This is a genomic window from Pseudonocardia wallangbongensis (genome assembly GCF_054486945.1).
This window is the reverse complement of sequence record NZ_JBRERS010000003.1, coordinates 63,860-88,731: the sequence shown is the minus strand read 5'-3', so window position 1 is coordinate 88,731 and position 24,872 is coordinate 63,860. Positions and strand designations below refer to the sequence as shown.

20 protein-coding genes are annotated in these 24,872 nt (G+C 71.4%); 4 read left to right on the top strand and 16 right to left on the bottom strand.

Annotation, left to right across the window (positions count from 1 at the left end):
- Nucleotides 1-136 precede the first annotated feature (136 nt).
- From ACU436_RS11765 to ACU436_RS11745, 5 genes are all read right to left on the bottom strand, one after another.
- On the bottom strand, nt 137-1,261 hold the full coding sequence (locus tag ACU436_RS11765) for a Gfo/Idh/MocA family protein (protein ID WP_459024490.1): 1,125 nt from the start codon (nt 1,259-1,261) through the stop codon (nt 137-139).
- A complete protein-coding gene (locus tag ACU436_RS11760; RefSeq protein WP_459024488.1) occupies nt 1,246-1,932 on the bottom strand; it encodes a ThuA domain-containing protein in 687 nt (228 codons plus the stop codon). Before ACU436_RS11760 ends, ACU436_RS11765 begins: the two co-directional genes overlap by 16 nt.
- Before the next feature lie 10 nt (nt 1,933-1,942).
- Nucleotides 1,943-2,728 (bottom strand): carbohydrate ABC transporter permease, encoded by a 786-nt coding sequence (locus ACU436_RS11755; protein ID WP_459025675.1) that lies wholly within the window; start codon nt 2,726-2,728, stop codon nt 1,943-1,945.
- Between the two features lie 127 nt (nt 2,729-2,855).
- Nucleotides 2,856-3,749 (bottom strand): carbohydrate ABC transporter permease, encoded by an 894-nt coding sequence (locus tag ACU436_RS11750; protein WP_459024486.1) that lies wholly within the window; start codon nt 3,747-3,749, stop codon nt 2,856-2,858.
- Nucleotides 3,746-5,068 (bottom strand): extracellular solute-binding protein, encoded by a 1,323-nt coding sequence (locus tag ACU436_RS11745; protein WP_459024484.1) that lies wholly within the window; start codon nt 5,066-5,068, stop codon nt 3,746-3,748. The genes ACU436_RS11750 and ACU436_RS11745 overlap by 4 nt, the downstream gene beginning before the upstream one ends.
- A gap of 244 nt (nt 5,069-5,312) precedes the next feature.
- On the opposite strand from ACU436_RS11745, the gene ACU436_RS11740 reads away from it, so the two are divergent.
- Together ACU436_RS11740 and ACU436_RS11735 are read left to right on the top strand one after the other, a co-directional pair.
- Complete coding sequence (locus tag ACU436_RS11740) at nt 5,313-6,365, top strand: LacI family DNA-binding transcriptional regulator (RefSeq protein ID WP_459025673.1); 1,053 nt, start codon at nt 5,313-5,315, stop codon at nt 6,363-6,365.
- A 48-nt stretch (nt 6,366-6,413) separates the two neighbouring features.
- A complete protein-coding gene (locus ACU436_RS11735) occupies nt 6,414-8,063 on the top strand; it encodes an alkaline phosphatase family protein (protein WP_459024482.1) in 1,650 nt (549 codons plus the stop codon).
- A gap of 829 nt (nt 8,064-8,892) precedes the next feature.
- Here the strand turns inward: ACU436_RS11735 and ACU436_RS11730 are convergent.
- The 10 genes from ACU436_RS11730 to ACU436_RS11685 all read right to left on the bottom strand — a co-directional run bounded on the left by ACU436_RS11730 (nt 8,893) and on the right by ACU436_RS11685 (nt 20,777).
- A complete protein-coding gene (locus tag ACU436_RS11730; protein WP_459024480.1) occupies nt 8,893-9,081 on the bottom strand; it encodes a hypothetical protein in 189 nt (62 codons plus the stop codon).
- Between the two features lie 313 nt (nt 9,082-9,394).
- Nucleotides 9,395-11,560, bottom strand: a complete 2,166-nt coding sequence (locus ACU436_RS11725) for a hypothetical protein (protein WP_459024478.1) — start codon at nt 11,558-11,560, stop codon at nt 9,395-9,397.
- A gap of 561 nt (nt 11,561-12,121) precedes the next feature.
- Nucleotides 12,122-13,330, bottom strand: a complete 1,209-nt coding sequence (locus tag ACU436_RS11720; RefSeq protein WP_459024476.1) for a cation:proton antiporter domain-containing protein — start codon at nt 13,328-13,330, stop codon at nt 12,122-12,124.
- A 72-nt stretch (nt 13,331-13,402) separates the two neighbouring features.
- A complete protein-coding gene (locus ACU436_RS11715; RefSeq protein ID WP_459024474.1) occupies nt 13,403-14,566 on the bottom strand; it encodes an acyl-CoA dehydrogenase family protein in 1,164 nt (387 codons plus the stop codon).
- Entirely contained in the window at nt 14,551-15,789 is a 1,239-nt protein-coding gene (locus ACU436_RS11710; protein WP_459024472.1) for a CaiB/BaiF CoA transferase family protein, read from the bottom strand. Before ACU436_RS11710 ends, ACU436_RS11715 begins: the two co-directional genes overlap by 16 nt.
- Nucleotides 15,786-16,325 carry a MaoC family dehydratase gene (locus ACU436_RS11705; RefSeq protein ID WP_459024470.1) on the bottom strand — a complete coding sequence of 180 codons (540 nt, stop codon included), beginning with the start codon at nt 16,323-16,325 and terminating at the stop codon, nt 15,786-15,788. Before ACU436_RS11705 ends, ACU436_RS11710 begins: the two co-directional genes overlap by 4 nt.
- Complete coding sequence (locus ACU436_RS11700) at nt 16,322-17,644, bottom strand: MFS transporter (RefSeq protein ID WP_459024468.1); 1,323 nt, start codon at nt 17,642-17,644, stop codon at nt 16,322-16,324. Before ACU436_RS11700 ends, ACU436_RS11705 begins: the two co-directional genes overlap by 4 nt.
- Before the next feature lie 5 nt (nt 17,645-17,649).
- Nucleotides 17,650-19,575: an oxidoreductase gene (locus ACU436_RS11695; protein ID WP_459024466.1), complete on the bottom strand. Its 1,926-nt coding sequence runs from the start codon at nt 19,573-19,575 to the stop codon at nt 17,650-17,652.
- Between the two features lie 169 nt (nt 19,576-19,744).
- Nucleotides 19,745-20,083, bottom strand: coding sequence for a DUF3870 domain-containing protein (locus ACU436_RS11690; RefSeq protein ID WP_459024464.1), 339 nt, complete (start codon nt 20,081-20,083; stop codon nt 19,745-19,747).
- Between the two features lie 13 nt (nt 20,084-20,096).
- Entirely contained in the window at nt 20,097-20,777 is a 681-nt protein-coding gene (locus ACU436_RS11685; RefSeq protein ID WP_459024462.1) for a methyltransferase domain-containing protein, read from the bottom strand.
- A 579-nt stretch (nt 20,778-21,356) separates the two neighbouring features.
- Between ACU436_RS11685 and ACU436_RS11680 the strand changes: the two genes are divergently transcribed.
- Both ACU436_RS11680 and ACU436_RS11675 read left to right on the top strand, forming a co-directional pair.
- On the top strand, nt 21,357-21,482 hold the full coding sequence (locus ACU436_RS11680; protein ID WP_459024461.1) for a hypothetical protein: 126 nt from the start codon (nt 21,357-21,359) through the stop codon (nt 21,480-21,482).
- A 420-nt stretch (nt 21,483-21,902) separates the two neighbouring features.
- Nucleotides 21,903-23,336, top strand: a complete 1,434-nt coding sequence (locus ACU436_RS11675) for a serine/threonine-protein kinase (RefSeq protein WP_459024459.1) — start codon at nt 21,903-21,905, stop codon at nt 23,334-23,336.
- Nucleotides 23,337-23,343: 7 nt separating this feature from the next.
- Here ACU436_RS11675 and ACU436_RS11670 read toward each other — a convergent pair whose 3' ends face one another.
- Complete coding sequence (locus ACU436_RS11670; protein WP_459025671.1) at nt 23,344-24,870, bottom strand: tripartite tricarboxylate transporter permease; 1,527 nt, start codon at nt 24,868-24,870, stop codon at nt 23,344-23,346.
- Nucleotides 24,871-24,872: the final 2 nt, after the last annotated feature.

The following is a 24,872-nucleotide window of genomic DNA, read 5'->3' as shown; positions in this document are numbered from 1 at the left end:
GCGCTGATCAAGCCTGGGCAGCGCGCCCCCAATTCGGCAACACCCTCCGTGGGGGCGGTTTCCCGCATCTCGGATCGATCATCAGGCGCCGACCCGCCCGAAACCCGGTCCTGGTCAAGCTACTGCGCGACGCTCGCTACGGCCGGAGTCGTTCAGGACCCTGCGAGAGATCCACTATGCCCGCCACGGCGGCCGGCCGCTCGCAGGTGGTGGTGAGCTGCACCGAGGTCCGGGTGTCGGCGGCGTGCTGCACGGACTCCATGACGTCCAGGACGTGCAGGCCGAGCTCGTCGCCCGCCCGGTGCGGCCGGCCCTCCGCGATCGCGAGCGCCATGTCCGCCAGCCCGTACCCGCGGCCGGAGTCGACGTAGCCCGCGGTGGCCCCGATGTCCACCCAGCCGTCGTCGACGGCCGAGGCGGAGTACAGCTCGACGGGGCCCGCGAAGTGGTTCGGGTCGGGCACCGACAGCGAGCCCGCGGTGCCGTACACCTCGATGCGGGGCAGGCGCGCCGCCCAGGTGTCGAAGCTCATCACCAGCGTGGACAGCGCGCCGGACGTGTGCTCGAGGATCCCGGTGATCGTGGAGTCGACGGTGACGTCGAACGACGTGCCCGCCCGCGGGCCCGAGCCGATCGTCCGGGTGGCGGACGGGCGCGCCGACGCGCCGACCACCCGCACGACCGGGCCCAGGAGCTGCACCAGCGACGTCAGGTAGTAGGGCCCCATGTCCAGCAACGGGCCGCCGCCCGGCCGGTAGTAGAACTCAGGGCCCGGGTGCCAGCGCTCGTGGCCGGGAGTGGTCATGAAGGCGGTGGCGGAATGCGGCGTGCCGATCCGGCCGGCGTCGACGGCGGCGCGGGCGGTCTGCACGCCCGTTCCGAGCACCGTGTCCGGGGCGCAGCCCACCCGCAGGCCGGCCCCGGCGGCCGCCTTGACGACCTCGCGCCCCTCCGCGACCGACGCGGCCAGGGGCTTCTCGACGTAGACGTGCTTGCCGGCGGCGAGCGCCGCGAGGGTGACGTCGGCGTGCGTGGCCGGCAGCGTGAGGACGAGCACGGCGTCGACGTCGCCGTCCGCGAGCAGGCCGGGCAGGTCGAGCACCCGGGCGCCGTCGTGCGCAGCGGCGAGCGCCGCGGCCCGGTCGGCCTGCAGGTCGCAGACGGCCGTGACCTGCAGCTGGGGCAGCCGGGCCAGGCTCGCGGAGTACTGCCCCGAGATGTTCCCCGCACCGACGATCCCGACCCTCAGCGCGCCGCCCACAGCATCCCCCGCTGGATGATCGTGGTGACACATCGATCCTGGATCACGTTCATGTCGTGCCCCGGTGTGCAGACGAACACCCGGCCCCTGCCCCAGTCCCGCGTCCAGATCGCGGGCGAGGTGATCGGCCGGTGCCACGGTTCCCACTCGTTCTTGGCGAGCGTGGTGGTGGCCAGGACGGTGTTGTACTCGTCGGAGAGCACCCAGTACTGCTCGGTGACGAGGTCGAAGTCCCCGATCCCGTCCGTGACCGGGTGGTCCCCGGCGATCTCGACGCGGTACGGGATGAAGTAGTCCGCCTGCTCCCCCTTGCGCTCCTCGGGTGCCTTCGGCGGGTGGCAGGCGAACTGCCCGCCGATGAGCTGCAGGTAGTCGCTGGAGTTGCGGTAGGAGTCGGCGATCCCGCCGTGCCAGCCCGCGAGCCCGGTGCCGTTCGCGACGGCGCCCGTCAGGCCGGCGAGCTCGTCCTTCTCGATCGTGCTCATCGTCATGCACTGCACGACCAGGTCGACGTCCGCCATGTAGTCGGGCTCGGCGTATACCTTGGGCGAGTCCTCGACGCGCACCGTGAACCCGTTGGCCTCGAGGTGCGGGAGGAAGTAGTCGGTGGACTCGACCGGCTGGTGTCCTTCCCAGCCGCCGCGCACCACCAGAGCCTGCCGATCGGTCACGGAGATCCCTTCACTTCGAGAAGCCGGCGGTCATGCCGGCCAGGAGGTGCCGCCGGCCGACCACGTACAGCGCGAGGATCGGCAGCGTGGCGAGCACCACGGACGCGAGCACCGCGGGAATGTTGATGTTGTACTCGCCCTGGAACGCCCACAGCGCGAGCGTGAGCACCCGCATCTCCGGGCTCTGGGTCAGCACCAGCGGCAGCAGGAACGCGTTCCACACCTGCAGGCCCTGGTAGATCGACACCGTGATGAGCGCCGGCCGGGTCAACGGGAACGCGAGGCGCCACATCGTGCCCCACTCGCTGGAACCGTCCATCCGCATCGACTCGAACAGCTCGTTCGGCACGTCGCGGATGAAGTTGGCCAGGATCAGCACCGACAGCGGGATGGCGAACGCGATCGAGGGCAGGATCAGCGCGAGGTGGCTGTCGTAGAGGCTCAGCCGGATGATGATCAGGTAGACCGGGATGATCACGGCCTGCAGCGGGAACGCCAGCCCCATCAGGAAGACGGTGTTGGTGAACCGCAGGAACCGGCCGCGCCCACCGCGGACGATCGCGAACGCCGCCATGAACGAGACCAGCACGGCGGGCACCGTCGCACCGAGCGTCACGATCACCGAGTTCGAGAAGTAGGTGAGGAAGTCGGCCTCGAGCACCGTCCGGTAGTTCTCCAGCGTCGGCTCGGCCGGCAGCATCGGGTTGCTCGAGTAGTAGGCCGTCTGCGGCTTGAAGCTGGTGATGACGACCCAGTAGACCGGGACGATGATGATGATCAGCCACAGGAAGCTGATGACGCCCGCGAGGTAGTTGGGCCGTTGCGCGGTCGCCGGGCGCCGCCGCGGCGCCTGCGCGCGGCGGGCGGCCTGGGCCCGCTCCTCCGGGGGTGCGCCCGCGGCGGTGCTGGTCGGGGTCGCCACGTCAGGCTCCTTCCAGCTGGCTCTCGTTGGCGTCCTTGCCGCCGAGGCGTTGGATGCCCATCGCGAGCAGCACCGCGACCACGACGATGATCAGCGCGATCACGCTCGCCGGTCCCATCGCGTTGCCCCGGAACCCCCGCAGGTACATGTCGAGCGCCAGCACCCGGGTAGCGTCGCTCGGGCCGCCGACGGTGAGCACGAAGATCAGATCGAAGAAAGTCATGGACCCGGCGACCATCAACGTCGACGACGTGATCGCCGTGTACTTCAGCTGCGGCAGGGTGATCGAGAAGAACTGGCGGACCCGGCCCGCGCCGTCGATCCGGGCGGCCTCGTACAGCGATGCCGGCACCTGGCGCACTGCGCCCTGGTAGATCAGCGAGTGGAACGGGATGAACTGCCAGGACACGATGAACACGACGGTGGCCACCGCGAGCACGGGATCGCCCAGCCAGTTCTGCACCAGCAGCGGGATGCCCAGCGAGGCACCGAGGCCGAAGTTGGGGTCCAGCAGCGCCTTGTAGGTGATCGCGATCGCCGCCGAGCTCAGCAGCAGCGGGGTGAAGTACAGCACCGCGAGCACGGTGCGGTAGCGCGACTGACCCGCGATGAACACCCCGACGAGGATGCTCATCGGGGTCTGCACCAGCCAGGACAGCGCCATGATCAGGAATGTGACGCCGAGCGAGTGCAGCAGCGCGGGGTCCGTGAGCACCGCCACCCAGTTGTCGAACCCGGCCGGCGTGATCTCACCGATGCCGTTCCAGCTGGTGAAGCTCAGAACGAGCACACCGATCAGCGGGACGATCCCGAACGCCGTGAAGAACGCGAGCGCGGGCAGCACGAGCCACGCGAGCGACCCGTGCTGCCGCACGCCGACCGAGCCGCTGGTCACGACGTGGGAACCGCGTTCATGTTGGACGCGAACTGCTCCGGGGTGATCGACAGCGAGAACAGCTGCTCGATGTTGTTGAGCAGCTGTTCGGCGGGGCCGGGCAGCAGCGCCTGGTCCCAGGAGTGCACCCACGACTTCGCCTGCGTGGCCGAGTCGTAGACGAACTGCTGGAACGGGGCGTCGGGCCCGGAGAACTTGCTGTCGACGCCCTTGACGATCGGCACGGCGCCGCTGGCGACCCACCCGTCGACGTCGGCGTCGGTGAGCAGCCCGCTCTTGAGGTACTCCATCGCGATCGCCTTCTGCTCCTCGCTCGCCTGCGAGGACAGGGCCAGGAACGAAGCCGGGTTGCCGACGCCGGTGCTCGGGTCGCCCGCGCCGCCCTCGATCGCCGGGAACGGGATCCAGCCGAGCTTGCCGCTCGGCACGAAGTCGCCGCCCTCCTCCTTCATCGAGCCGTAGGTCCAGGCGCCGTGCAACATCATCGCGGCTCGGCCCTGGTGCAGCAGCGCCTGGTCGGCGTTGGCGTCGGCGGCGATCGACTGGAAGCCCTTGGCGAACCCGTTCGCCCGGACGAGGTCCTGCACCTTCGTCAGCCCGGCGATCGCGGCCGGGTGCGACCACGCGTTCGGCTCGCCCGCCGCGATGGCGTCGAAGACCTGCGGGCCGCCCTGGCGGTCGAACAGGAACTCCAGCCACATCATGTTGGTCCACCGCGACTGCCCGGCGAGCGAGAACGGTGCGACGCCGGCATCGTTGAACACCGGAACGAGCGCCATCAGCTCGCTCCACGTGGTGGGCGGCTGCGCGCCGACCTGCTCGAACAGCTGCTTGTTGTAGAACATGACGATCGGCGACACCTGCTCGCAGGGCACCGCGTAGATCTTCCCGTCGATCGTGGCGGCCGGGAACGCCGCGTCGAAGCGCTTCTCCTTCTGGTCCGGGTTCTGCGCGAAGAACTCGGTGAGGTCGTCGACCTGGCCGTTGTTCACGTAGTCGCGCAGCCCGCCGCCGCCCCAGGTCCAGATGATCGATGGCGCCTGGTTCGCGCCGACCGCAGTGCGGATGCGGGTCTTGTACGCGTCGTTCTCGAAGAACGTCGCCGCGAGCCGGCCCTCGGGGTGGGCGGCGTTGAACGCGTCGACCGTCGCCTTGCGGAGGCCTTCCTGGGGCTGGCCCGTGAGGTACCAGATGCTGGCCTCACCGCTGGCAGCCTGGCCGGGGCCGGTGGTGCCGCACGACGCCAGCGCGCTCATGCCGATAGGTGCGGCCATCGCCATTGCCAGGAACGACCGTCGGGAGAACCCGTTCTGATCCACGTCGATCTCCGTTGCGCCGGGCCGCATCGATGCGGCCGCTAGATCCGGACGGTGGAACTGCCGGTCGGCAGCTCCGAAATCTTTCGAAAACACCAAGTGCTCACGCACCATAGTGAGAGCGCCTTCCGGGCGTCAAGCGCCGTTATGCGGGTGATATCGGCCGAAAAGTTTCGATAAAATCTTCCGCAACGAGGCCTCGACGGGCTACCGTGCGCCTACCCACGACAGGCCGAAGGAGGCCCTCCTGACCGCATCGCAGCGGTCTGCCGGTGGCCGGCAGGCCGGACGCACCACGCTCGCGACGATCGCCGCGGCGGCGGGCGTCTCGGTCGCCACGGTCTCCAAGGTCCTGAACGGCCGGGAGGACGTCGCGCCCGACACCCGCGCGCTGGTCGAGGAGCTGCTGCGCCGGCACGCCTACGTGTCGCCCACCGCCCGCCGCTCGGCCGGCACCGGCCCGACCGTCGAGCTGATCGTCCACGGCGAGTTCGGCGCCTACTCGACGCAGGTGATCGAGGGAGTGGTGCACGCGGGCGAGGAGGCGGGCGCCTCGGTCGTGATCGGCCAGCTGGGCGACGACCGCCTTCCCGCCGGCACGGCCCAGGACTGGGCCCGCCGCCTCGCCGGCAGCGGGCGCGCCGGGGTCATCGTCGTGACCGGCGCCCTCACCAGCGCCCACATCGACGCGCTCGCGCTCACCGGGCTGCCCCTCGTCGTCCTCGACCCCATGAGCCTCCCCCGGGTCGAGGTCACCAGCGTCGGGTCCACGAACTTCGCCGGCGGCCTGTCCGCCACCCAGCACCTGCTCACGCTCGGGCACCGGCGCATCGGCTACGTCGGCGGGCCGCCCGGGTCCGGCTGCAACCAGGCCCGCCTGCACGGCTACCGGGCCGCGCTCGAGAACGCCGGGATCCCGGCCGACCCGGAACTCGTGCAGAACGAGCACTTCCGCTACGACGTCGGGCTGCGTGCCGGCGCGCGGCTGCTCGACCTGCCCGAACGGCCCACCGCCGTCGTCGGCGGGTGCGACACCATCGCCCTCGGGGTGCTCGAAGCGGCCCGGGTGCGGGGCCTGCGCGTGCCCCGCGACCTCTCCGTCACCGGCTTCGACGACACCGAGCTCGCCCGCATGGCCTCCCCCCCGCTCACCGTCGTCCGCCAGCCGCTGCGCGAGATGGGGCGCGTCGCGGTCAAGACCGTGCTGCAGATGGCGGCGGGCGAAGCGCTGGACTCCCACCACGTCGAGCTGGCCACGGAGCTGGTCGTCCGGAGCACGACGGCGCCGCCGGTCCGCTGAGCCCGGGGCACACTGAACCCGACGCCGACGCCCACCGTGTTGTCGTTCGTGACCGGCACCCCGCCCCGGCCCGTCGCCGGGCCCGCGCTCACCGCTGTGGCCGCGGCGATCGTGTTCTGCGCCCTGCTCCTGCCGAACGACATCGACCTGATCACACCGGGTGCCTTCCTGGGCATACCGGCCGAGGCGCTCCTCGCCGCCACCCTCGTGCTCGCCCTCCCCGGCCGGATCCGGCCGGCCGTGACCGGGCTGATCGGGTCGGGCCTCGGCGCGGTGACCGTCCTCAAGATCCTCGACATGGGCTTCTTCGCCGCGCTGAACCGCCCGTTCGACCTGCTGTCGGACTGGCGCAACCTGGAGAACGCCGCCATCTTCGTGCGGGAGGCGATCGGCCAGGGCGGGGCGATCGCCGCCGGCATCGCGACCGTCGTGCTCGCCGTCGCCGTCGTCACGCTCACGACGTGGGCGGTCGGGCGCCTCGTCCGCTGCGTCGTGGTGCCGCACCGCCGGGCCGCGATCGGCACCATCGCGGTGGTCACGGCGGCGTGGACCGCGTGCCTCACGACCGACGCGCGGCTGGTGCCCGACTTCGAGCTCGCGTCGGACAGCACCGCCACCCTCGCCCTGTACCGGGCACTGGACGTCCGCCGGGACGTGCTGGACCTGCGGCAGTTCGAGACGGAGGTCCCGGTCGACCCGTTCCGGAGCACGCCGGACGACCAGCTGCTCGCCGGGCTGCAGGGCAAGGACGTGGTGTTCGCGTTCGTCGAGAGCTACGGGCGCGTCGCGCTCGACGACCCCCAGCTCGGCCCGCCGACGCGAGCCATGCTCGACGACGGCACCAAGCAACTGGAGGACGCCGGGTTCGCGGCGCGCAGCGCGTACCTCACCTCGTCGACAACCGGGGCCGGCAGCTGGCTCGCGCACGCCACCTTCCTGTCCGGGCTCTGGGTCGACAGCCAGCACCGCCACGACGCGCTGGAGCACACCGACCGGCAGACGCTCATCACCGACTTCGGCCGCGCAGGCTGGCGCACGGTCGGCGTGATGCCCGGGGTCTTCCTCGACTGGCCCGAGGGCGCCTGGTACCACTACGACCGGATCTACGATTTCTCCCAGCTCGGCTACAAGGGCCCGCGGATGAGCTTCGCGACCATGCCCGACCAGTACACGTTGAAGGCCTTCGAGGACCTGGAGCGCTCCCGGAAGGACCGCGGGCCGCTGATGGCGGAGATCCCGCTCGTCACCAGCCACGCCCCGTGGACCCCGCTCCCGCCGTTCCTGGAGGACTGGGGTCAGGTCGGCGACGGCTCGGTGTACGACTACCTCGACGGCCAGACCGAGCAGCCCGAGGCCATCCTCGGCCGCGACCCCGCCCAGGTGCGCGAGGACTACGGCCGCAGCATCCAGTACTCGCTCACCAGCCTCATCTCCTACATCCGGAACTACGGCGACGACAACCTCGTGGTCGTGCTGCTCGGCGACCACCAGCCGTCCCCGATCGTCACGGGCGCCACCGAGAACCGCGACGTCCCGATCACGATCGTCGCCAAGGACCCGAAGGTGCTCGACCAGGTCGACGGCTGGCGGTGGCAGGACGGGCTGCGGCCCGGCCCGCATTCGCCCGTGTGGCGGATGGACACGTTCCGACAGGAGTTCCTGACGGCGTTCGGCGGCGACGCCTCCCACCGCCGCTAGTGTCCTGACCGGAAGTCCGGTGCATAAATCGGCGGATCCAGGTTTCCGCTGGGTGCGCCGGCGAGCCGGCCTCGTACCGGGCGTACTCGGGCGGTTCGCCGGTGCGGCCAGCGGGAAGCTGGGCCGTCGAGTTATGTGGTGGACTTTCGGTTCGGGACACTAGCAGGGGCATGACAACTCCGGCCGTAGCGAGCGGCGTCCAGGTGGTGCCCTCGCAAGCGGCAGGTACCTCCCAACTCCATCAGCGTCGCGAAGGCGCATCCGGCCGGCGTGCTGCGGCGGTAGGTCGCGATCGTGTTCCTGGTCGGCGGCGGCAGTGGCTGGTTCGGCCGCCGTGTCGGTGTCCGGTCGTCGGCCCGGCTGCACGGCAGGTAGGGCTCCCGGTCGATCAACGCGTACCAGCTCATGCCCGTCGATGCGCGGTCGTGATCCGGAGTTTCGGGTGTCCATGGCTGTCTCCACGACCATGGACGCCCGATACCTCGGATCTTGGCGGGGAAGATCGCGGGTATCGGTTGTCCACAGCTGTCGCCGCAGCCATGGCCAACCGATACCGCGGATCATGAACGCGACCGGCGCCCGGCGGTCGGGGCGGTCTCGTCACGGGGATCGGCTGCCGGTGGGCGCGCCGTTCCCCGGCTCGTAGCCCGATCGCCGCGCCCCGTCGACCCGGTCCCGGGTGCGGCCGCTCTCGTTGCCCGCCCCGACCTCGCCCCGGCGGGGTGACCAGGCGAACCGGAGGGATCGCACCCCGGACCGGGTCGAGACGGGGCGGAGCGATCGCGCTACGAGCCGGGTACGGCCCGCCCACCGATGACAGATCCCCCGGTCAGCTCGACCCGATGACCGTCCTGCGTTCCGCCGAACGCACCCACCCCCGCAGCAGGCCCGACACCCGGAACGCGACCCGGACGGCGTCCATCAGCGGGACGCGAGGGCCGTAGGTGGGTGTCCGGCGCCAGCTGCCGGCGGCAGCCGGCGAACCCCGGGCCACCAGCGACGCTGCGTCGGGCACCATCACGAACACCGGCTGCAGTACTGGCGCGGCTCGCTGTTCCGGCCGAGATTCCACATGGTCGACCACAGCCAGGCACGGTGCCGCGCATTCCTGATCACTTCCAACTACTCAGAGGCGGCCGTATCACCAACGACAAGACACGCGCCAACCGTACTCCGTTAGTTAGCTCAGCTGTGAGATGCCGCGCCGGCCGGCCACCTTGGTGGTAACTCTCAGGCCCAATGGGGTATTTTGATAGGGTCACCGTCGATATCGTTCGCCGACCTGCGCATCGGGCGACCGGACTCGACGACCGAGCGAACTGAACTCAGGCTCAATTACCGGCTATGTCCAGCGCTCCGCGAAGTTGGCGCAGTTCGGCAAGGTGGTCTGCGGCGTGCTGGTCGCCCGCGTTCGCTCGCGCGGCGAGTTCATCGACGTTGCCGCGGTCGGCGAGCAGGCTCACAAGGTGCACTGCGGCATGCCTGTCGCCCTCGTCAGCGCAGGCGGCGAGCTCGTCCATGTCGCCACGGTCGGCCAGTAACGACGCACGCAGCTCTGCAGCCTGCCGGTCGCCGGAATCGGCGCGCCGTGAGAGTTCTTCGAGATCGCCGCGTCTATCCAGGAGCGAGGCTAGCTCGAAGGCAGCGTGTTGATCGCCCTCGTCGGCGCGACGGGAAAGCCCGCTGACGTCGCCACCGTAAGCGAGAAGTACGGCCAACTGCTCTGCCGCTCGCTGATCACCGAGATCAGCCAACCGGTAGAGATCATTCATAGCGTCGGCGTCGTCGAGCAGTAGAGCTAATCGCTTCGCAGCCCGCTCATCGCCAGTCTCGGCGAGACGCGACAGCGACGGGATATCGCCGCGATCGGCGAGGACTCGTGTCAAGAGAGAAGGACGGTCGAAAATATGATCGCGGCCTGCAATTTTCTCTGGGTTCACCTCGCCGTCATGCAGCCGGTTCAGCCACCGGGTGGCGTAATGATCACCGGAGGCCTTGCGATGTTTGAGCTCGTCAATGTCGCCCACTTCCACGTACAACTCAACCTGTGTCAACGGATCGCAACGCGAAATCAGCAAGCTGCTCAGGCTCTCGCGTCCTGCACGGTGCGCCGCGCGCACAATCGAACGGACTGTGGGTTTAGTGACATGCATCGGCAAGATGGACCAAAGCTCTTGGTTGACATCCGACAAATCGGAGCCGCTGGTATTGCCGAGCAGGTAGTCGAAAGGCAGGTCGCCCCATGCCCGGTGATGTTCGAGCATCCCGCTAGCCCCAGCCACCGGTCGACGGGCGCGAGCCAGCCCTGCCGAGAAGCTCTTCATGTCCGGGTGGCCAAGATGCTCAGGGAGATACAGCCGGTGCGCCTCAGCGAGCAGAGACTCGGGGATCGGCTGGGTGTATCCAGTGCGATAGCAATCGATCGCAGCCTCGACAATCGCAGCGGCCGCGCCGTCAATGGGGTCGCTGCTCGTGCGAGCCCTGTCGAGCTCCCGCAGCAGTTGCGGGCCAGCGGCCAGCCATTCGGCGATCCCGTACCGGCTGCCGATCTTGCTCAGGGCCTCGGCGATCCACGGGTCTTGCAGATCGTGGGCTCTGTTGAGTTCCCGCTCGAACTTCTCCTGCGGGAGCCGTCGATGCAGCGTGATCCGGTGCGCTTGGCCGTCGAGCACTCTCCACCCCGGCGTACCACGCAGCATGTTCTCAGCGTCCGTGCGCAACGTGGCCAACAGCACGATCGGCCCTGTCGGACTGGCCAATAGCCGACGCACCTGCTCGATCCCCACCGGGGTCTGCAGGAAGTCTTGAACCTCGTCCAGCCAGACAACTACATGTCGAAGATCAAGACCGTCATCAAGGTACCGCCGAAGATCGTCGGCGCTGTAGGGATTGAGCAACCGCCATCCGCCCAGCTCAGCGCGCATCGCCTCAACCGCAGCGCGTGTCTTGCCCGCCGCCGACTCACCGGTGATCAACACCAGACCGGACGGAGGCCCGGATCCGTCAGCCATCGCCGCGAGCACCGGCCGCAGCCCTGTCCGCGGTTCAAGATCCTTCTCGCGCAGCACATAAGCAGGCAGCTCGCCGGCGTTGACGCGCTCGGACAGGTCCTCGCCGGATGACAACCGGGTAATCGGGCGGTGCACGCCCAGCCGCGTCCATTCATGGAACTCACCTACGACCGGCAGGACTGGCCCCCTGGCGTGCGACGCGGTCGTCTCGGCCCGCGCAGCGTTCAACAGTTGCCGGAGCCGGGGCCAATCGCGCCACCCACAGGCCTCGCCGACCGCCTTCAGCTCGTGCGCGTCAGGGAGCTCGCCACGAGCGAACTCGGACAACCGCCGCTTGTCCAAGGGTGGCCGGATCGCTGCCCCCAACTCGGCAAGTGAGCCGAACCTGCTCTCCGTCATCAGCTGCCGGAGCACTTCGACCAGAGTCCTCCGGGCAGGACCGCGAATATCCGGCATCCCCCGGAACTCGATCTTGCGTCGCTTCATGCTCGCCCTTGTCCGCCACTGTCCAGAACCTGCCACGGACATCCCATGTCAGCAGCGCGCCGTCCGGCCCACTCTGGTGGACGACCCCCAGTCGGTGGTGACGTGAGTTGCGACCGGGCCCGACCCACGGGCGCCGAATCCACCCGCGGAGCGAATCATGCACCCGATCATGCTCACCGACCATACCGGCTTGCTCGGCGTCACCGCAGGTATGCTTGCTGAGCTGCCGCACGCCGCGATAGTCGGGTACATGGCCGCCCGGATCCTGATTCCGGCCCTGCTCATTGTCTTGGCCATGCAGGGCGCTACTCCCATACAGCGGATCGACCTGGTCCGCGACTGCATCGTGAGAAGGCCACCGCGACGGCGACGGCATCGCCGCCGACTCTCATCGCCAACAGCCCGCCGCAGTCAAAGCACGGCCAATTCATCCTGACGACGAGCTCGTCGTCAGCGCTGCCCTTCCCGGGACGCAGACCCGCTCCGATATCTGACATCGGCGTCCGACGTCCGAGTGCCCCGTATGGGCTTCCGGTGGCGCCGCGCCCACCCACCAGGTGGTCAGCGCCGTTCCGGCGGCGGTCGCTCGGCGGCCGCCCTCCCGTACCGGGAGGCCAACGGGTCGGCGCTCAGGCCGTGCGCGAGGACGCTCAGGAGGACGGTCAGGCCGATGACGGCGACGGCCTCGTCGGCAGCGGCGCCGAGCTCTTCGAGGGTCAGCAGCGCGAACACCAGCGACGCCAGCCCGCGGGGGCCGAACCAGCCCACGAACAGCACCGTCCTCCGGTCGAGCCCGGCGCCCACCAGCGCGAGCGCGACGGGCACCATCCGCAGCAGCGTCAGGCTGAGGGCGGCGTAGAGGAGCATGACGAGGTCGACCCGGTCGGCGATGATCGAGACGGACAGCGCCCCGAACGCCAGCCAGACCAGCAGGGACACCAGGCCGCCCGCCTGTTCCAGGAACACCAGCTCGGCCGGACCCCGGGGGCCTGCCATCGCGCCGAAGGCGAGACCTCCGCAGAACGCCGCGACGAACCCGTTCCCGTGCACGGTGAGGGCGGCGGCGTAGGCGACGAGTGCGAGGGCGAGCACGGCGATACCGACGAAGTCCTCGGCCGCCCACCCGCGGCTTCGCACCCAGCGCAGCAACCAGCCACCGCCCAGGCCGAGCCCGGTGCCGACGACCAGGCCCAGACCCAGCTCGACCAGCGCTTCCCGGACACCCGGGGCGCCGGCCACACCCTCCGCGGAGGCTGCGCCGGCGAGCGCGAACATGACGACGGGGGTGGCGATGCCGTCGTTCAAGCCGCTCTCGACGGTGATGAGCCTGCGGACCCGCGCGGGGACGGCCGGGTTGGTGACGACCGGCAGCCCCAGGGCGGCGTCGGTCGGCGCGAGGGCCGCCGCCACCAGCAGGGCCAGCCACACCCCGAGGTGCGGGAAGAACCAGTACGCCAGCGCCCACCCGGCGACGACGGTGAGCGGCAGCCCGACGGCCAGCAGTCGCACTATCCGGCCCAGGTCGCGGCGCATCTCCCCGAACGGGACACCGGCAGCGTCGGAGAAGAGCACCCACACCAAGGTGATCTCGACCAGCGGCTTGAGCGTCTCCGCGGCCGCGGGCACCGCGATGAGACCGGTGCCGGCGAGCGCGCCCCCGAGGGCGACGAACACGATCGCGCCCGTCAGGTCGGCACGCTCGAGCCGCCCCGAGAAGATCCCCCACAGGAACAGCGATCCGCTGATCAGCAGGACCGCCGTCGTGTCCACGCAGCCCAGCCAACGCCGCGGTCGCAGCCACGCCGACACCCGAGAAGGGTGAACGGGCGGGCCGGCGCGCGGTCAGCCGATGCTCGCCCGCCCGGCGAGCAGCGCCTTCGCCACCACGGTGCGCAGCACGTCGTTGGTGCCCTCGCCGATCGAGAGCAGCGGGGCGTCCCGGTAGAGGCGCTCGATCTCGAACTCGGTGGAGTAGCCGTACCCGCCGTGGATGCGCATCGCGTCGGTCGCGCACGCCAGGGCGGCCTCGGACGCGGCGATCTTCGCCAGGCCGGACTCGGTGTCCATGCGGACGCCGTCGTCCATGCGGGACGCCGCCCAGTACGTCATGAGCCGGGCGCCCTGCAGGCGGACCGCGATCTCGGCGAGCCGCAGCTGGATCGCCTGGAAGTCGCCGATCGGCCCGCCGAAGGCGGTGCGGGTGCGGGCGTACCCGAGGGCCTCCTCGTAGGCGCGCTGGGCGATGCCCACACCGCGGGCGGCGATGTTGATCCGGCCGGTCTCGAGCGCCGACAGCGCCTGCTGCAGCCCGCGCCCCTCGGTGCCGCCGAGGAGGTTGGCCGCGGGCACGCGGGCGTCGGTGAGCACGACCTCGCAGGACTCGGGGCCCTTGTAGCCGAGCTTGCCGATGTCGGCGGTGACCTCGAAGCCGGGGGTGCCCGCGTCGACGAGCAGCATGCTCATCCCCCGGTGCGCGGGCTGCGCCGTCGGATCGGTCTTGACCAGCACCGGCAGCGGGTCGGCGTGCCGCGCGTTGGTGATCCACATCTTGGTGCCGTTGACGACGTAGGTGTCGCCGTCGCGGCGCGCCGTCGTCGTGATGCCTTGCAGGTCGGTGCCCGCGCCCGGCTCGGTCAGCGCGATGCCGGTGCGCCGCGCGCCCGTGGCGAGCTCGGGCAGGAACCGCGCGCGCTGCTCCTCGGTGCCGTGCCTGGCGAGCATCCAGCAGGCCACCGAGTGGCTGCCCAGCACGCCCGCGATGCCCATCCAGCCCCGCGAGATCTCCTCGAAGGTGAGCGCGAAGGACACGGTGTCCGCGCCCAGCCCGCCGTACTCCTCGGGGATCACCAGGCCGAACAGGCCCAGCTCGCGCATCCCCGCAACGATCTCCGTCGGGTAGCGGCCGGACTGCTCGAAGGACCGCGCGACCGGCTTGATCTCGCGCTCGACGAAGTCGCGCAGCGTGTCGCGGAACAGACGCTGCTCGTCGTTCAGGGTGAAGTCCACGGTGCGCCCTCCTGGGCGGGGATCGGGCCGAGCGCGCCGGAGCGGGCGAGCGCGGCGATGCGGTCGTCGTCGTAGCCGAGCGCGCGCAGCACGGACCCGGTGTGCTCGCCCATCGCGGGCGCGCCGCGGGTCGGAGCGGTGTCGCCGCCGGGTGGTCCGAGCCGCACCGGCGAACGCAGCGCCCGCACCCGGCCGAAGCGGGGGTGCTCGGTCTCGGTGATCAGCTCCCGGGCCACGGCGTGCGGGTCGCGCAGCGCCTCCGCGACGTCGTGCACCGGCGCGCACGGCACGGGCGCGGCGTAGAGCGGCGCCAGCCACTCGGCCACGGTCCGCGTGCGGAAGAGCTCCTCGAGCAGCGCGACGAGCTCGTCCGCGTGCCGCGCCCGGTCGGCGAACGTGGCGAACCGCGGGTCCTCGGCGAGGTCCGGGCGCTCCAGCACGACCGTGAGCCGCTGCCAGAACTTCTCCTTGGCGCACCCCACGACGAGCCAGCCGTCGGCCGCCTCGAACGCCTGGAACGGCACCAGCGAGGGGTGCGCCGAGTGCCGGGTGCGGCGCGGCTCGTAGCCCTCGGTGAGGTGCCAGGTGCCGGGGTAGGTCAGCAGGCTGACCGCGGTGTCGTAGAGGGACAGGTCGCAGTCGGTGCCGACCCCGTCCCGGCGGGCGGCGTGGATGCCGGCGAGCAGCGCGATCGCCGCGACGAACCCGCCGCTGTAGTCCACCAGCGACAGGCCGGTCTTCTCCGGCGCGCCGCCCGGCTCCCCCGTCACCGACATCCAGCCCGCGAGCGCCTGCAGCACGTAGTCGTAGCCCGGCTCCCGCGACCGCGGCCCCGTCATCCCGAAGCCGGTGAGCGAGCAGCAGACGATCCGCGGGTTCACCGCCGCGAGGTCGGCGTAGCGGATGCCCAGCTTCTCCGGCACGTCGCCGCGCAGGTTGGAGAACACGGCGTCGGCGCTGCGGACGAGGTCGTGGAAGACCTCCCGGCCCTCCGGCGTCCGGATGTCGAGCACGACGGAGGACTTGTCGCGGTTGAACGACTCGAAGAACAGCGAGTCGCCGCCCTCGGCGTAGGGCGGGACGTGCCGGCCGACGTCACCGCCCACCGTCGGGTCCTCGATCTTGATGACCTCCGCGCCCAGCTGCGCGAGGTGCAGCGACGCGAACGGGCCCGCGCCGTACTGCTCCAGGGAGACGATGCGGACGTCCTCGAGCGGCCTCACCCCGCTTCCTCCTGCCCGTCGAGCGTGAGCGCGGTGCGCGCCCGCGGCCGCGGCGGGGCGGCATGCTCCGCACCGCGGCGGTGGACGTAGAAGGTGCGCTCGAACGTCAGCACCTCGACACCGTCCTGGTTGATCGTGCGCGTGCGGATCGTGACGATCCCGGCCGCCGGGCGCGACCGCGACTCCCGGCTGGCCAGCACGATCGACTCCGACCACAGCGTGTCCCCCGCGTACACCGGGGCGGTCAGGCGCAGCCCGTCGAGCCCGAGGTTCGCGAAGGCGTTCTGCGTGGTGTCGGTGACGGACTGGCCGATGGCGATCGCGATCGTCAGCGGCGAGGCGACGAGCATCCGCCCGAACTCCGAGGACTCCCCCACCTGCGCGTTGAAGTGCGCCTGGTTGGTGTTCATCGTCAGCAGCGTGAACCAGGTGTTGTCGGTCTCGGTGACGGTGCGGCCGAGCGGGTGCTCGTAGACGTCGCCGACGGCGAAGTCCTCGAAGTACCGGCCCTGCCACCCCGGTTGGACGCGGGTCATGTTCCCTCCTTCGTGGCGTGCAGCGGCTTCCCGGCCATCTCGCGGTAACAGGCCACCGCGATCACGCCGAGCAGCGAGCCCGCGACGATCAGGTAGGCCGGCATGAGCGTGGTGCCGAGGGCGGCCCCGAGGTAGGTCGCGAGCAGCGGCGTGCCCCCGCCGAAGATCGCGGCCGAGACGTTGTGGCCGACCGAGAACCCGCCGAAGCGCACCTTCGTGGCGAAGACCTCGGCGAAGGCGGCGGCGACCGCGCCCAGGTACGTGCCGTGCAGCAGGCCGAGGATCCCGAGCCCGACGAACGTCGCGGCCCCGCCGTGGCTGATGAGCAGGAACACCGGCACCGTCGCGACGACGAACCCGACCGCTGCCGCCATCATGAGCGGCTTGCGGCCGATGCGGTCCGACAGCCGCCCGGACACCGGGATGACCAGGACGTTCAGCACCACCACCGTGGTGGTCGCGAGGAACGCCGGGAGCGGCTCGAAGCCGAGGACCTTGGTCAGGTAGGTCGGCATGTAGACCAGGGCGAGGAAGTAGCCCAGGTGCACGATGATCCCGATTCCGCCGGCCAGCAGCACCTCCCGCCAGCCCTTGACGACGGCCTCGCGCAGCGGGTGGCGCACCACCTGGCCCGAGCGCTCGAGCTCCTCGAACTGCGGGCTCTCGTCGAGGCGCAGCCGGATGTAGAGCCCGACCAGGCCCAGCGGCCCGGCCAGGAGGAACGGCAGTCGCCAGCCCCACGCCGCGATCTGCTCGGCGTCGAGGAGCAGGTTCAGCACGGTCGGTGCGGCCAGCCCGAGGAAGAAGCCGAGCGTCGCCGAGAACTGGATCCAGCTCGTCACCTCGCCGCGGCGCCGGTCGGGCGAGTACTCGGCGATGAACGCGGTCGCGCCGGTGACCTCGCCGCCCGCGGTGAAGCCCTGCACCAGCCGCAGCGCGACGAGCAGGGCCGGGGCGAGCACCCCGACCGTCGCGTAGGTCGGCAGCAGCCCGACGCAGAACGTCGCCGCCGACATCACCAGGATGATCACGCAGAGGACGCCGCGGCGGCCGACGCGGTCGCCGAGCGGACCGAAGAACATCCCGCCCAGCGGCCGCACCACGAACGCCGCGCCGAACGCGGCGAACGACAGCAGCAGCGAGGACGCCGGGTCGTTCGTCGGGAAGAACAGCTGCCCGAGGACCACGGCCATGTAGCCGTAGACGGCGAAGTCGAACCACTCCAGGCAGTTGCCGATGGAGGTGGCCAGCACCGCGCGGCGCAGGTTCGGCGGCGGCACCTCCTGCGCCTGGGCGGTCGTACCGGGTTGCAGCGCCATTGCTGTCACTCCCTCTTCTCGTTGCTGAGGCCCGCGGCGACGTCGTGGGCCTCCTGGCTGATCGCGACGTAGCTGCGCGGCGACGAGGCGTCGCCGATGACGAGGGCGTCGCGCGCGCCCGCCGGGTGCGGTCCGGGCGCCGCCGGCCCGGCCAGCACCACCGTCCCGACCGGTCCGAGGTCACGCTCCCGCCCGGAGTAGACGTGCCGCCCGACGAGCCGCCCGTCCTCCGCGCGCACCGGCTCGACGAGCGCGTGCACCTCGACCCCGGCCTCGTCGAGCCGCCGAGACGTGCCGATGCGGCTGACGTAGGCGACGCGCCGGGCCGGCGCCTCGCGACGGGTGACCAGCCGGACCTCGGTACCGCGTGCGGCGAGCGCGCAGACGAACGCGTAGACCGGCTCGTCCTCGATCTCGTCCACCACCACGACGGGCCCGGCCAGCTCATCGGCCCGCCGCACGGCCTCGGCCAGCGGCACCGTTGTTACGCCGGGGACCTCGTCGACGACCGGGACGGCCCCGGTGGCGACCACGACGACGTCGTCGGCGTCCCACCCGGCCACGGTCTCCGGCGTGACCTCGGTGCCGGGGTGCACGCTCGCCCCGGCCGCGGCGACCGCGTCGGCGAGCCAGTCGGCCGCGAGCGCCATCCGCTCGCGCCCGGGCGTCTCGGCCTCCCGGCGCAGCCGGCCCCCGAGGCGGTCGGCGCGCTCGTAGACGTGGACGTCGTGGCCGCAGCCGGCCGCGGTGCGGGCGGCCTCCAGGCCCGCGGGCCCGCCGCCGACGACGCGGACGGTCAGCCGCTCGTCCGCGGCGGGGAGGTCCTCGTGCAGCTCACGGCCCGTGCCGGGCGCGTACATGCAGGCGATGCGCCGGCCCGTGTGGATGAAGTCCCAGCAGACGTTGCAGTACGTGCACGGGCGCGGGGTCTCGCCGCGCTCGGCCTTGCGCACGAGGTCCGCGTCCGCGATCCACGCCCGCGCCATCCCGACGAGGTCGGCCGTGCCGTCCCGCACGAGCCGCTCCGCCGTGGCGACGTCGGGCACCTTGGCCAGCGCCATCACCGGCACGCCGCCCGCGACCTCGCGCACACCGGCCGCGAGGTGCACGAACGGGACGTCGCCGAAGGCCATGTCCGGGACGTGGTACTCCAGGCTGGGGCTGAAGTTGGCCTGGCTCACCGCCAGGTAGTCCACGGGCGCGGTGTCGCCGAGCACCCGCACGATCCGCTGCGCCTCGGCGAGGTCGATCCCGCCGTCCACGTACTCGTGGGCGCTGATCTTCAGCCCGACCGCGAAGTCGGGGCCGCACGCCTCCCGGATGCCCCGCACCACCGCGGCCACGAAGGCGGTGCGGCGCGCGGTGTCGCCGCCCCACGCGTCGTCGCGGTGGTTGCTCCACGGGGACAGGAACTGGGTGATCAGGTAGCCGTGCGCGCCGTGCAGCTCCACGCCGTCGAACCCGGCGGCCGCCAGGTTGGCCGCCGAGCGCACGAACCCGTCCACGACCTCTCGGACCTCCGCGTCGGTCATCGTCCGCGCGGTGACGCCGCTGTACGGGTCGCGCCCGCCCGAGGGGGCCCACGGCTGCAGGGTGGGGTTCCACAGCGCCTGCCGGCCCACGTGCCAGAGCTGGCCGAACACCCGGGCGCCGTGGCGGCGGCACGCGTCGGCCAACGTGCGGAAGCCGGGCACGAGCGACTCGTCGTAGGCCAGCGGCGCGGTCCCGTTCGGGATGGAGGTCGGGTGCACCGACAGGCCCTCGGTGACGACGATCCCCGCGCCGCCGCGCGCGCGGGCGGCGTAGTACGACACGAGGTCGTCGGTGATCTCGGTGTTGCGGCCGAGGTTGTTGACCGTGGCGAGGAACGCCAGGCGGTTCGGCAGGTCCAGGCGGCCTGCGGTGAACGGGGCCAGCACGGTGTCGGGCATGCAGTCACCTCACCACCGCACGACGGCGTGCGGTGCAGGACTGCCTCACCTCGACCTGCGCGGGGCACCTCGCCGGCGGGCGAGCACCGTGCAGCGGACTCGGCGTCCACCGGGGCGACTCGGCCGGCCGGTGGGGTGCCGGTATCCGATCAACCGGCCGCCCCGGCTGTCAACCCCCCAGGTCGGCGCGGCACTCCTCGTACCGCTGCACGAGGTCGCGGAACGCCCCGATGATCGCCTTGCGCCCGTTGCCGTAGTAGTGCCGCTCGAGGGTGGCGAGGATGCGCCCGGAGTCCCGCAGCGGGTCGCTGCCGATCAGCAGCTCGCGCACGAACCGGTCGGCGACGGCCGTGGCGAGCGTCGTGGAGGCGTCGACGACCAGGCCGGAGTCCAGGTCGATGCGCGCGATCACCGTGAGGTGCCGCCACATCACCCCCGCGCCCGTGCTCTGCGGCAGCTGGGCGTAGCCGGCCACCAGCACGACGTCGGAGAGCTGCCCGTCCTTCACGCACCGCACCCGATCACCTGCGGGCGACGCTGTCCAGCGCTGACCCGACGCCGATGCGGAGCATCTGGTCGCCCCCGCGCTGGAACCGGTAGGGCACACCCCGGACCTCCGTGCGGTGCCCGAGCGCGTCGAGCTCGCCGCACAGGCGGTCCAGGAACGCCACCGCCTCACCGGTGCCCGACACGACGACGGGGAACACCCGGACCTCGCGCCGCGCCACCCGGACGAGCTCCGCGAGCGCCCGGCGGTGCCAGTCCTCACCGAACCGGTCGGACCAGGTGAACAGCAGGTGCGAGCACAGCACGAGGTCGACGCTGCCGGAGGACAGCGGCAGGTGCGGCAAGGCACCGGCGACATACCGCTCCGGACGGCCCTCCCGGTCGGCGAGGAAGCGCTCCGCCGCCACCCGCCGCAGCTCCGCCCGCCGGGCGGGACTGCCGTACCAGCTCCACTCGAACCGGTCCTCGTTGTCGTCGATGATCCGGTCCGCCTCGTCCAGCCCCGCCCGCAGCCCACCCGCCAGCTCACGGCGCCCCGTCGCATAGGCGGGATCGACCGCGACGACCCGGCCGTCCGTCTCGGCGGTGAAGCTGGACCCGCCCGCCGAGCAGTCGAGCACCGAACCCACCAGGTCCTCGGGGGTGAGGTCGAACATCGCGCGGTACTCCACCGCGGACCGGGACGACACGAACATGCGTTCTCCTCGAAGACGGGCGGCGGCGTGCGGTGCAGGCAGCACGGCCGATCTTCCTCGCTCGGGCGAGCCTGGTCTCCCGGGCGGTGATCACTTGCTTTCCTTTCGCCGCGTTCCGCGATCACCGGCGTTCGGCTACAGATGATCTTTCTTGCGTTGGGCGAGCCTGGTCCTCTCGCCGCCGATGCGACCGACCCCTCCCGATGTCTCGGGCGCTGCCACCCCGTCCCGGTCCATCTCGTGCGTGAGCACGTGGCCAGGTTGGCACAACTACCGTCCCCCGGGGTGGCGCGGGCGGCCGTCCCCGACTGGGCACGCCTGTTCACGACGAGCCCGCCTCTGTCGGGTGCCCACGCCACTATCCCGTGGTCCCGAACCATCCCCGCAGCATCACTACGACGCAGCTGCCTTCTTTCCTCCACCGCACGTTCCGCGAAACGCAGCCCGATCTTCCCGCAGCCAGAAATTGTCGGACCCGGCGACACCCAGGTGATCATCCACTTCGAACCAGCACCGGGGCGGCCCGCATCGTCGGCGGCCCCGACACCGCTGACCGGGAACACCGAAATCCTCATCGAGATGCACACCTGGGCCCGACTACGGATCGACCACACCACCCTGACCCCGGACTGGGACGGCGACCGCCTCGACCCGGCACCCATCCTGGACGCCCTGCTCCCCCGCCGGATCACGAAGGCAACCTGAACCGCGTTCCGCGGAACACACCAAACGATCGCGAGTGGCCAAAGGGGAGGCAGGATCGGGACCACAGGATAAGGGTAGGCACCCAGCAGCGACGGGCTCGTCAAGATCGGGCGTGCCAGACAGTCGGGAACGGCCGCCCACGCAACCCCAGGGCCCGGTGGTGAACCCATCCCGGCCACTCGCTCACGTGCGGGTTCGACGCGCCGACGAACACGCCCGAGGCCCCGGCGAACGTGCGACGCCTGGCGTCCCCGGCCGGGAACGGCGCGCCCACCGCATCGGTGTCGCGCGCAGACCGTCTCACGGAGCGTTCCGCGGAACGCTCACCCGCTTTGACCACGCTCACTACCCGGTCGGAGCGCGTTAACGATCGGCTCCCGATCGCGAGGATCACTGCGACCATCGGACCGGGGAGCGCTTGTGATCGCCGACAGAGCCACCGACCATCTCGTCGAGCTGGGGCAGTATCGACTCGAGGGGCTGCTCGGGCACGGCGGCATGGGCGAGGTCCACCGGGCGTTCGACCAGCGCCGTGGCCGCGCGGTGGCGCTCAAGATCCTTCCTTCCGAACTGGCGCACGACGAGGACTTCCGGGCGCGCTTCCGCCGCGAGTCCGACAGCGCCGCGCGACTGCAGGACCCGCACGTCGTGCCGATCCACGACTTCGGCGAGATCGACGGGCGGCTCTACATCGACATGCGCCTGATCGACGGGATCGGGATGGACCGGCTCATCGCGTCCGGGCCGCTCGATCTTCGGCGGGCAGTCGCCCTGATCGGCCAGGTCGCCGAGGCCCTCACCGACGCCCACGCCCACGGAGTGCTGCACCGCGACGTCAAGCCGTCGAACATCCTCGTCACGCCGTCCGACTTCGCCTACCTCGTCGACTTCGGCATCGCCCGGGCCCTGGACGAGCACCTCACCGCCGTCACCCGCAGCGGCGCGACGATCGGGACGCTCGGGTACATGGCGCCCGAGCGCTTCGACGGTGGGCCGCCGGACCACCGGTCCGACATCTACTCCCTCGCCTGCACGCTCGCCGAGTGCCTGACCGGGCGCCGGCCCTTCGATGCGGCGAGCCTGCCATCGATCATGAAGGCGCACCTGACCGCGGACCCGCCGCGGCCGAGCCTCCAGCGCGGCGACGTGCCGCGGGCGCTCGACGAGGTGATCGCACGGGGCATGGCGAAGGATCCGGCGGCGCGGTTCTCGACGGCGCGGGACCTCGCCGCGGCCGCGCAGTACGCGCTGCGGCAATGGGACACGCCCCCCGGAGCAGCCCAGCCGTCCCCGACGCCGACCGCGACCCTTCCCTCGTCGCGCCGCGATCCTCGGCGCGTGCTCGCCCTCGCCGCCGCGGCAGCCGTTCTCGTGGCCACTGCGGGTGGGGTCGGGTTCGTCGTCGGCCGTGCCTCCGCTGCCACGGCCTCAGACATCTCCGCTGCCCCGGCCGCCGTCCCCTCGGCATCAGCTGCTCCGCCGACGCCACGGGTGACCGCCCCGCCCACGACCGTCGCACCGGCGACACCGATCGTCCCGGGCCCCATCGGCCGCGGCGGTGAACGCCCCGCGTCGTACGTCTACACGGTCGAGGCCAACTATCCGGTGACTCTGATGTACACCGACAGGAACGGCGACCGGATCACCGTGTCCTCCGTATCCGCTCCGTGGACCCTCGACGTCGACACTTCTGCATGGGGCGCCGATGCGACGCCGTCGCTGACGGCGATGTCGACCTCGGCGAAGGGCGACACCACCGTCTCGTGCTCGATCAGCGACGACAGCGGCCGGGCGCTGGCCACCCAGACCCGCGAAGCCGCCTTCGCATCGGCGATGTGCATGGTCTTCTCCTGATCGGTGCTCACACTCCCACCCGCTCCCGCGGCGGTGGTGGGGCGTCCGAGTCGTCGCCGCGGTTCCTCAGCTTCCCGACCAGCGGGAACAGGAGCAGGGCCGCGATCACCAGGTACACCACCACCGCCAGCGGCGTGGAGACCAGCGTGGTGACGTCGCCGTTCGCGAGCTGCAGGGCGCGGCGCAGCTGCAGCTCCGCGTCGGGCCCGAGGATGACGCCGATGATCGCGGGCAGGACCGGGAGGCCGTAGCGGCGCATGAGGAACCCGACGGCGCCGATCGCGAGCAGCACGAGCAGGTCGACGGGCTGGCCGCTCACCGCGTAGGCGCCGACACAGGCGAAGAACAGGATCCCCGCGTACAGGTACGGGCGGGGGATCCGCAGCAACTTGGCCCACACCGGCGCGAGCGGCAGGTTCAGGACGAGCAGCAGCACGAGGCCGATGAAGAGGCTGGCGATGAGGGTCCAGACCAGGTCCGGCTCGTTCTCGAACAGCAGCGGGCCGGGCTGGATGCCGAACTGCTGGAACGCCGCGAGCATGACGGCGGCGATCGCGGTGGTCGGCAGGCCGAGCGTGAGCATCGTGGCGAGCGTGCCCGCCGACGACGCGCTGGCCGCCGCCTCCGGCCCGGCGACGCCCTCGATCGCGCCCTTGCCGAACTCCTCGCGGCGCCGGGAGAGCCGCCGCTCGGTCACGTACGCCATGAACGTCGACATCTCGGCACCGCCGGCCGGGATCGAGCCGAACGTGAACCCGATGAACGGGCCGCGCAGCCACGGCTTCCACGTGCGGCGCAGGTCGTCGCCGGACAGCCACGGCCGTCCCACCGGGATCGGCCGGTCGACGGTGCGCCGCAGGTGCGCGGCCACCCAGAGCGCCTCGCCCACCGCGAACAACCCGACCGCGACGATCACGACGTCGATGCCGTCGGCGAGCTGCGGGATGCCGAACGTCAGGCGCGCCTGCCCGGAGAGCGGGTCCAGCCCGACCAACCCGATCGTCAGGCCGATCGCGAGCGCCGCGAACCCGCGCACGCGGGAGCTGCCCAGCACCCCGGTGACGGCGACGAACGCCAGCACCATGATCGCGAAGAAGTCGGGGGCGCCGATGTCGACCGCGACCGAGGCCACCAGCGGCGCGAGCAGCACCAGCCCGAGCGCGCCCGCGATGCCGCCGATGAAGTGGCCGATCGCGGCGGCGGCGAGCGCCTGGGCCCCGCGCCCGGCGCGCGCCATCGGGTTGCCCTCGATCGCGGCCATCACCGAGGCGCTCTCGCCGGGGGTGTTGAGCAGGATCGACGTGGTCGACCCGCCGAACATGGCCCCGAAGTAGATGCCGGCGAAGAGGATGAACGCCCCGGTCGGGTCGAACGCGTACGTGACGGGTAGGAGCAGCGCCACCGCCATCGCCGGCCCGATGCCGGGCAGCACGCCGATCGCGGTGCCCAGCAGCACGCCGATCGCCGAGAACAGCAGGTTGGCCGGCGTCAGCGCCTGGCCGAAGCCCTCGAACAGGAGGGTGAGGTTCTCCATCG

Excerpts from the sequence above, each read along its gene's own strand:
- ACU436_RS11670 (WP_459025671.1), bottom strand. The coding sequence starts at position 24,870 with ATGGAGAACCTCACCCTCCTGTTCGAGGGCTTCGGCCAGGCGCTGACG.
- ACU436_RS11695 (WP_459024466.1), bottom strand. The coding sequence starts at position 19,575 with ATGCCCGACACCGTGCTGGCCCCGTTCACCGCAGGCCGCCTGGACCTG.
- ACU436_RS11680 (WP_459024461.1), top strand. The coding sequence starts at position 21,357 with ATGCACACCTGGGCCCGACTACGGATCGACCACACCACCCTGACCCCG.
- ACU436_RS11700 (WP_459024468.1), bottom strand. The coding sequence starts at position 17,644 with ATGGCGCTGCAACCCGGTACGACCGCCCAGGCGCAGGAGGTGCCGCCG.
- ACU436_RS11685 (WP_459024462.1), bottom strand. The coding sequence starts at position 20,777 with ATGTTCGTGTCGTCCCGGTCCGCGGTGGAGTACCGCGCGATGTTCGAC.
- ACU436_RS11725 (WP_459024478.1), bottom strand. The coding sequence starts at position 11,560 with ATGAAGCGACGCAAGATCGAGTTCCGGGGGATGCCGGATATTCGCGGT.
- ACU436_RS11730 (WP_459024480.1), bottom strand. The coding sequence starts at position 9,081 with ATGGTGCCCGACGCAGCGTCGCTGGTGGCCCGGGGTTCGCCGGCTGCC.
- ACU436_RS11705 (WP_459024470.1), bottom strand. The coding sequence starts at position 16,325 with ATGACCCGCGTCCAACCGGGGTGGCAGGGCCGGTACTTCGAGGACTTC.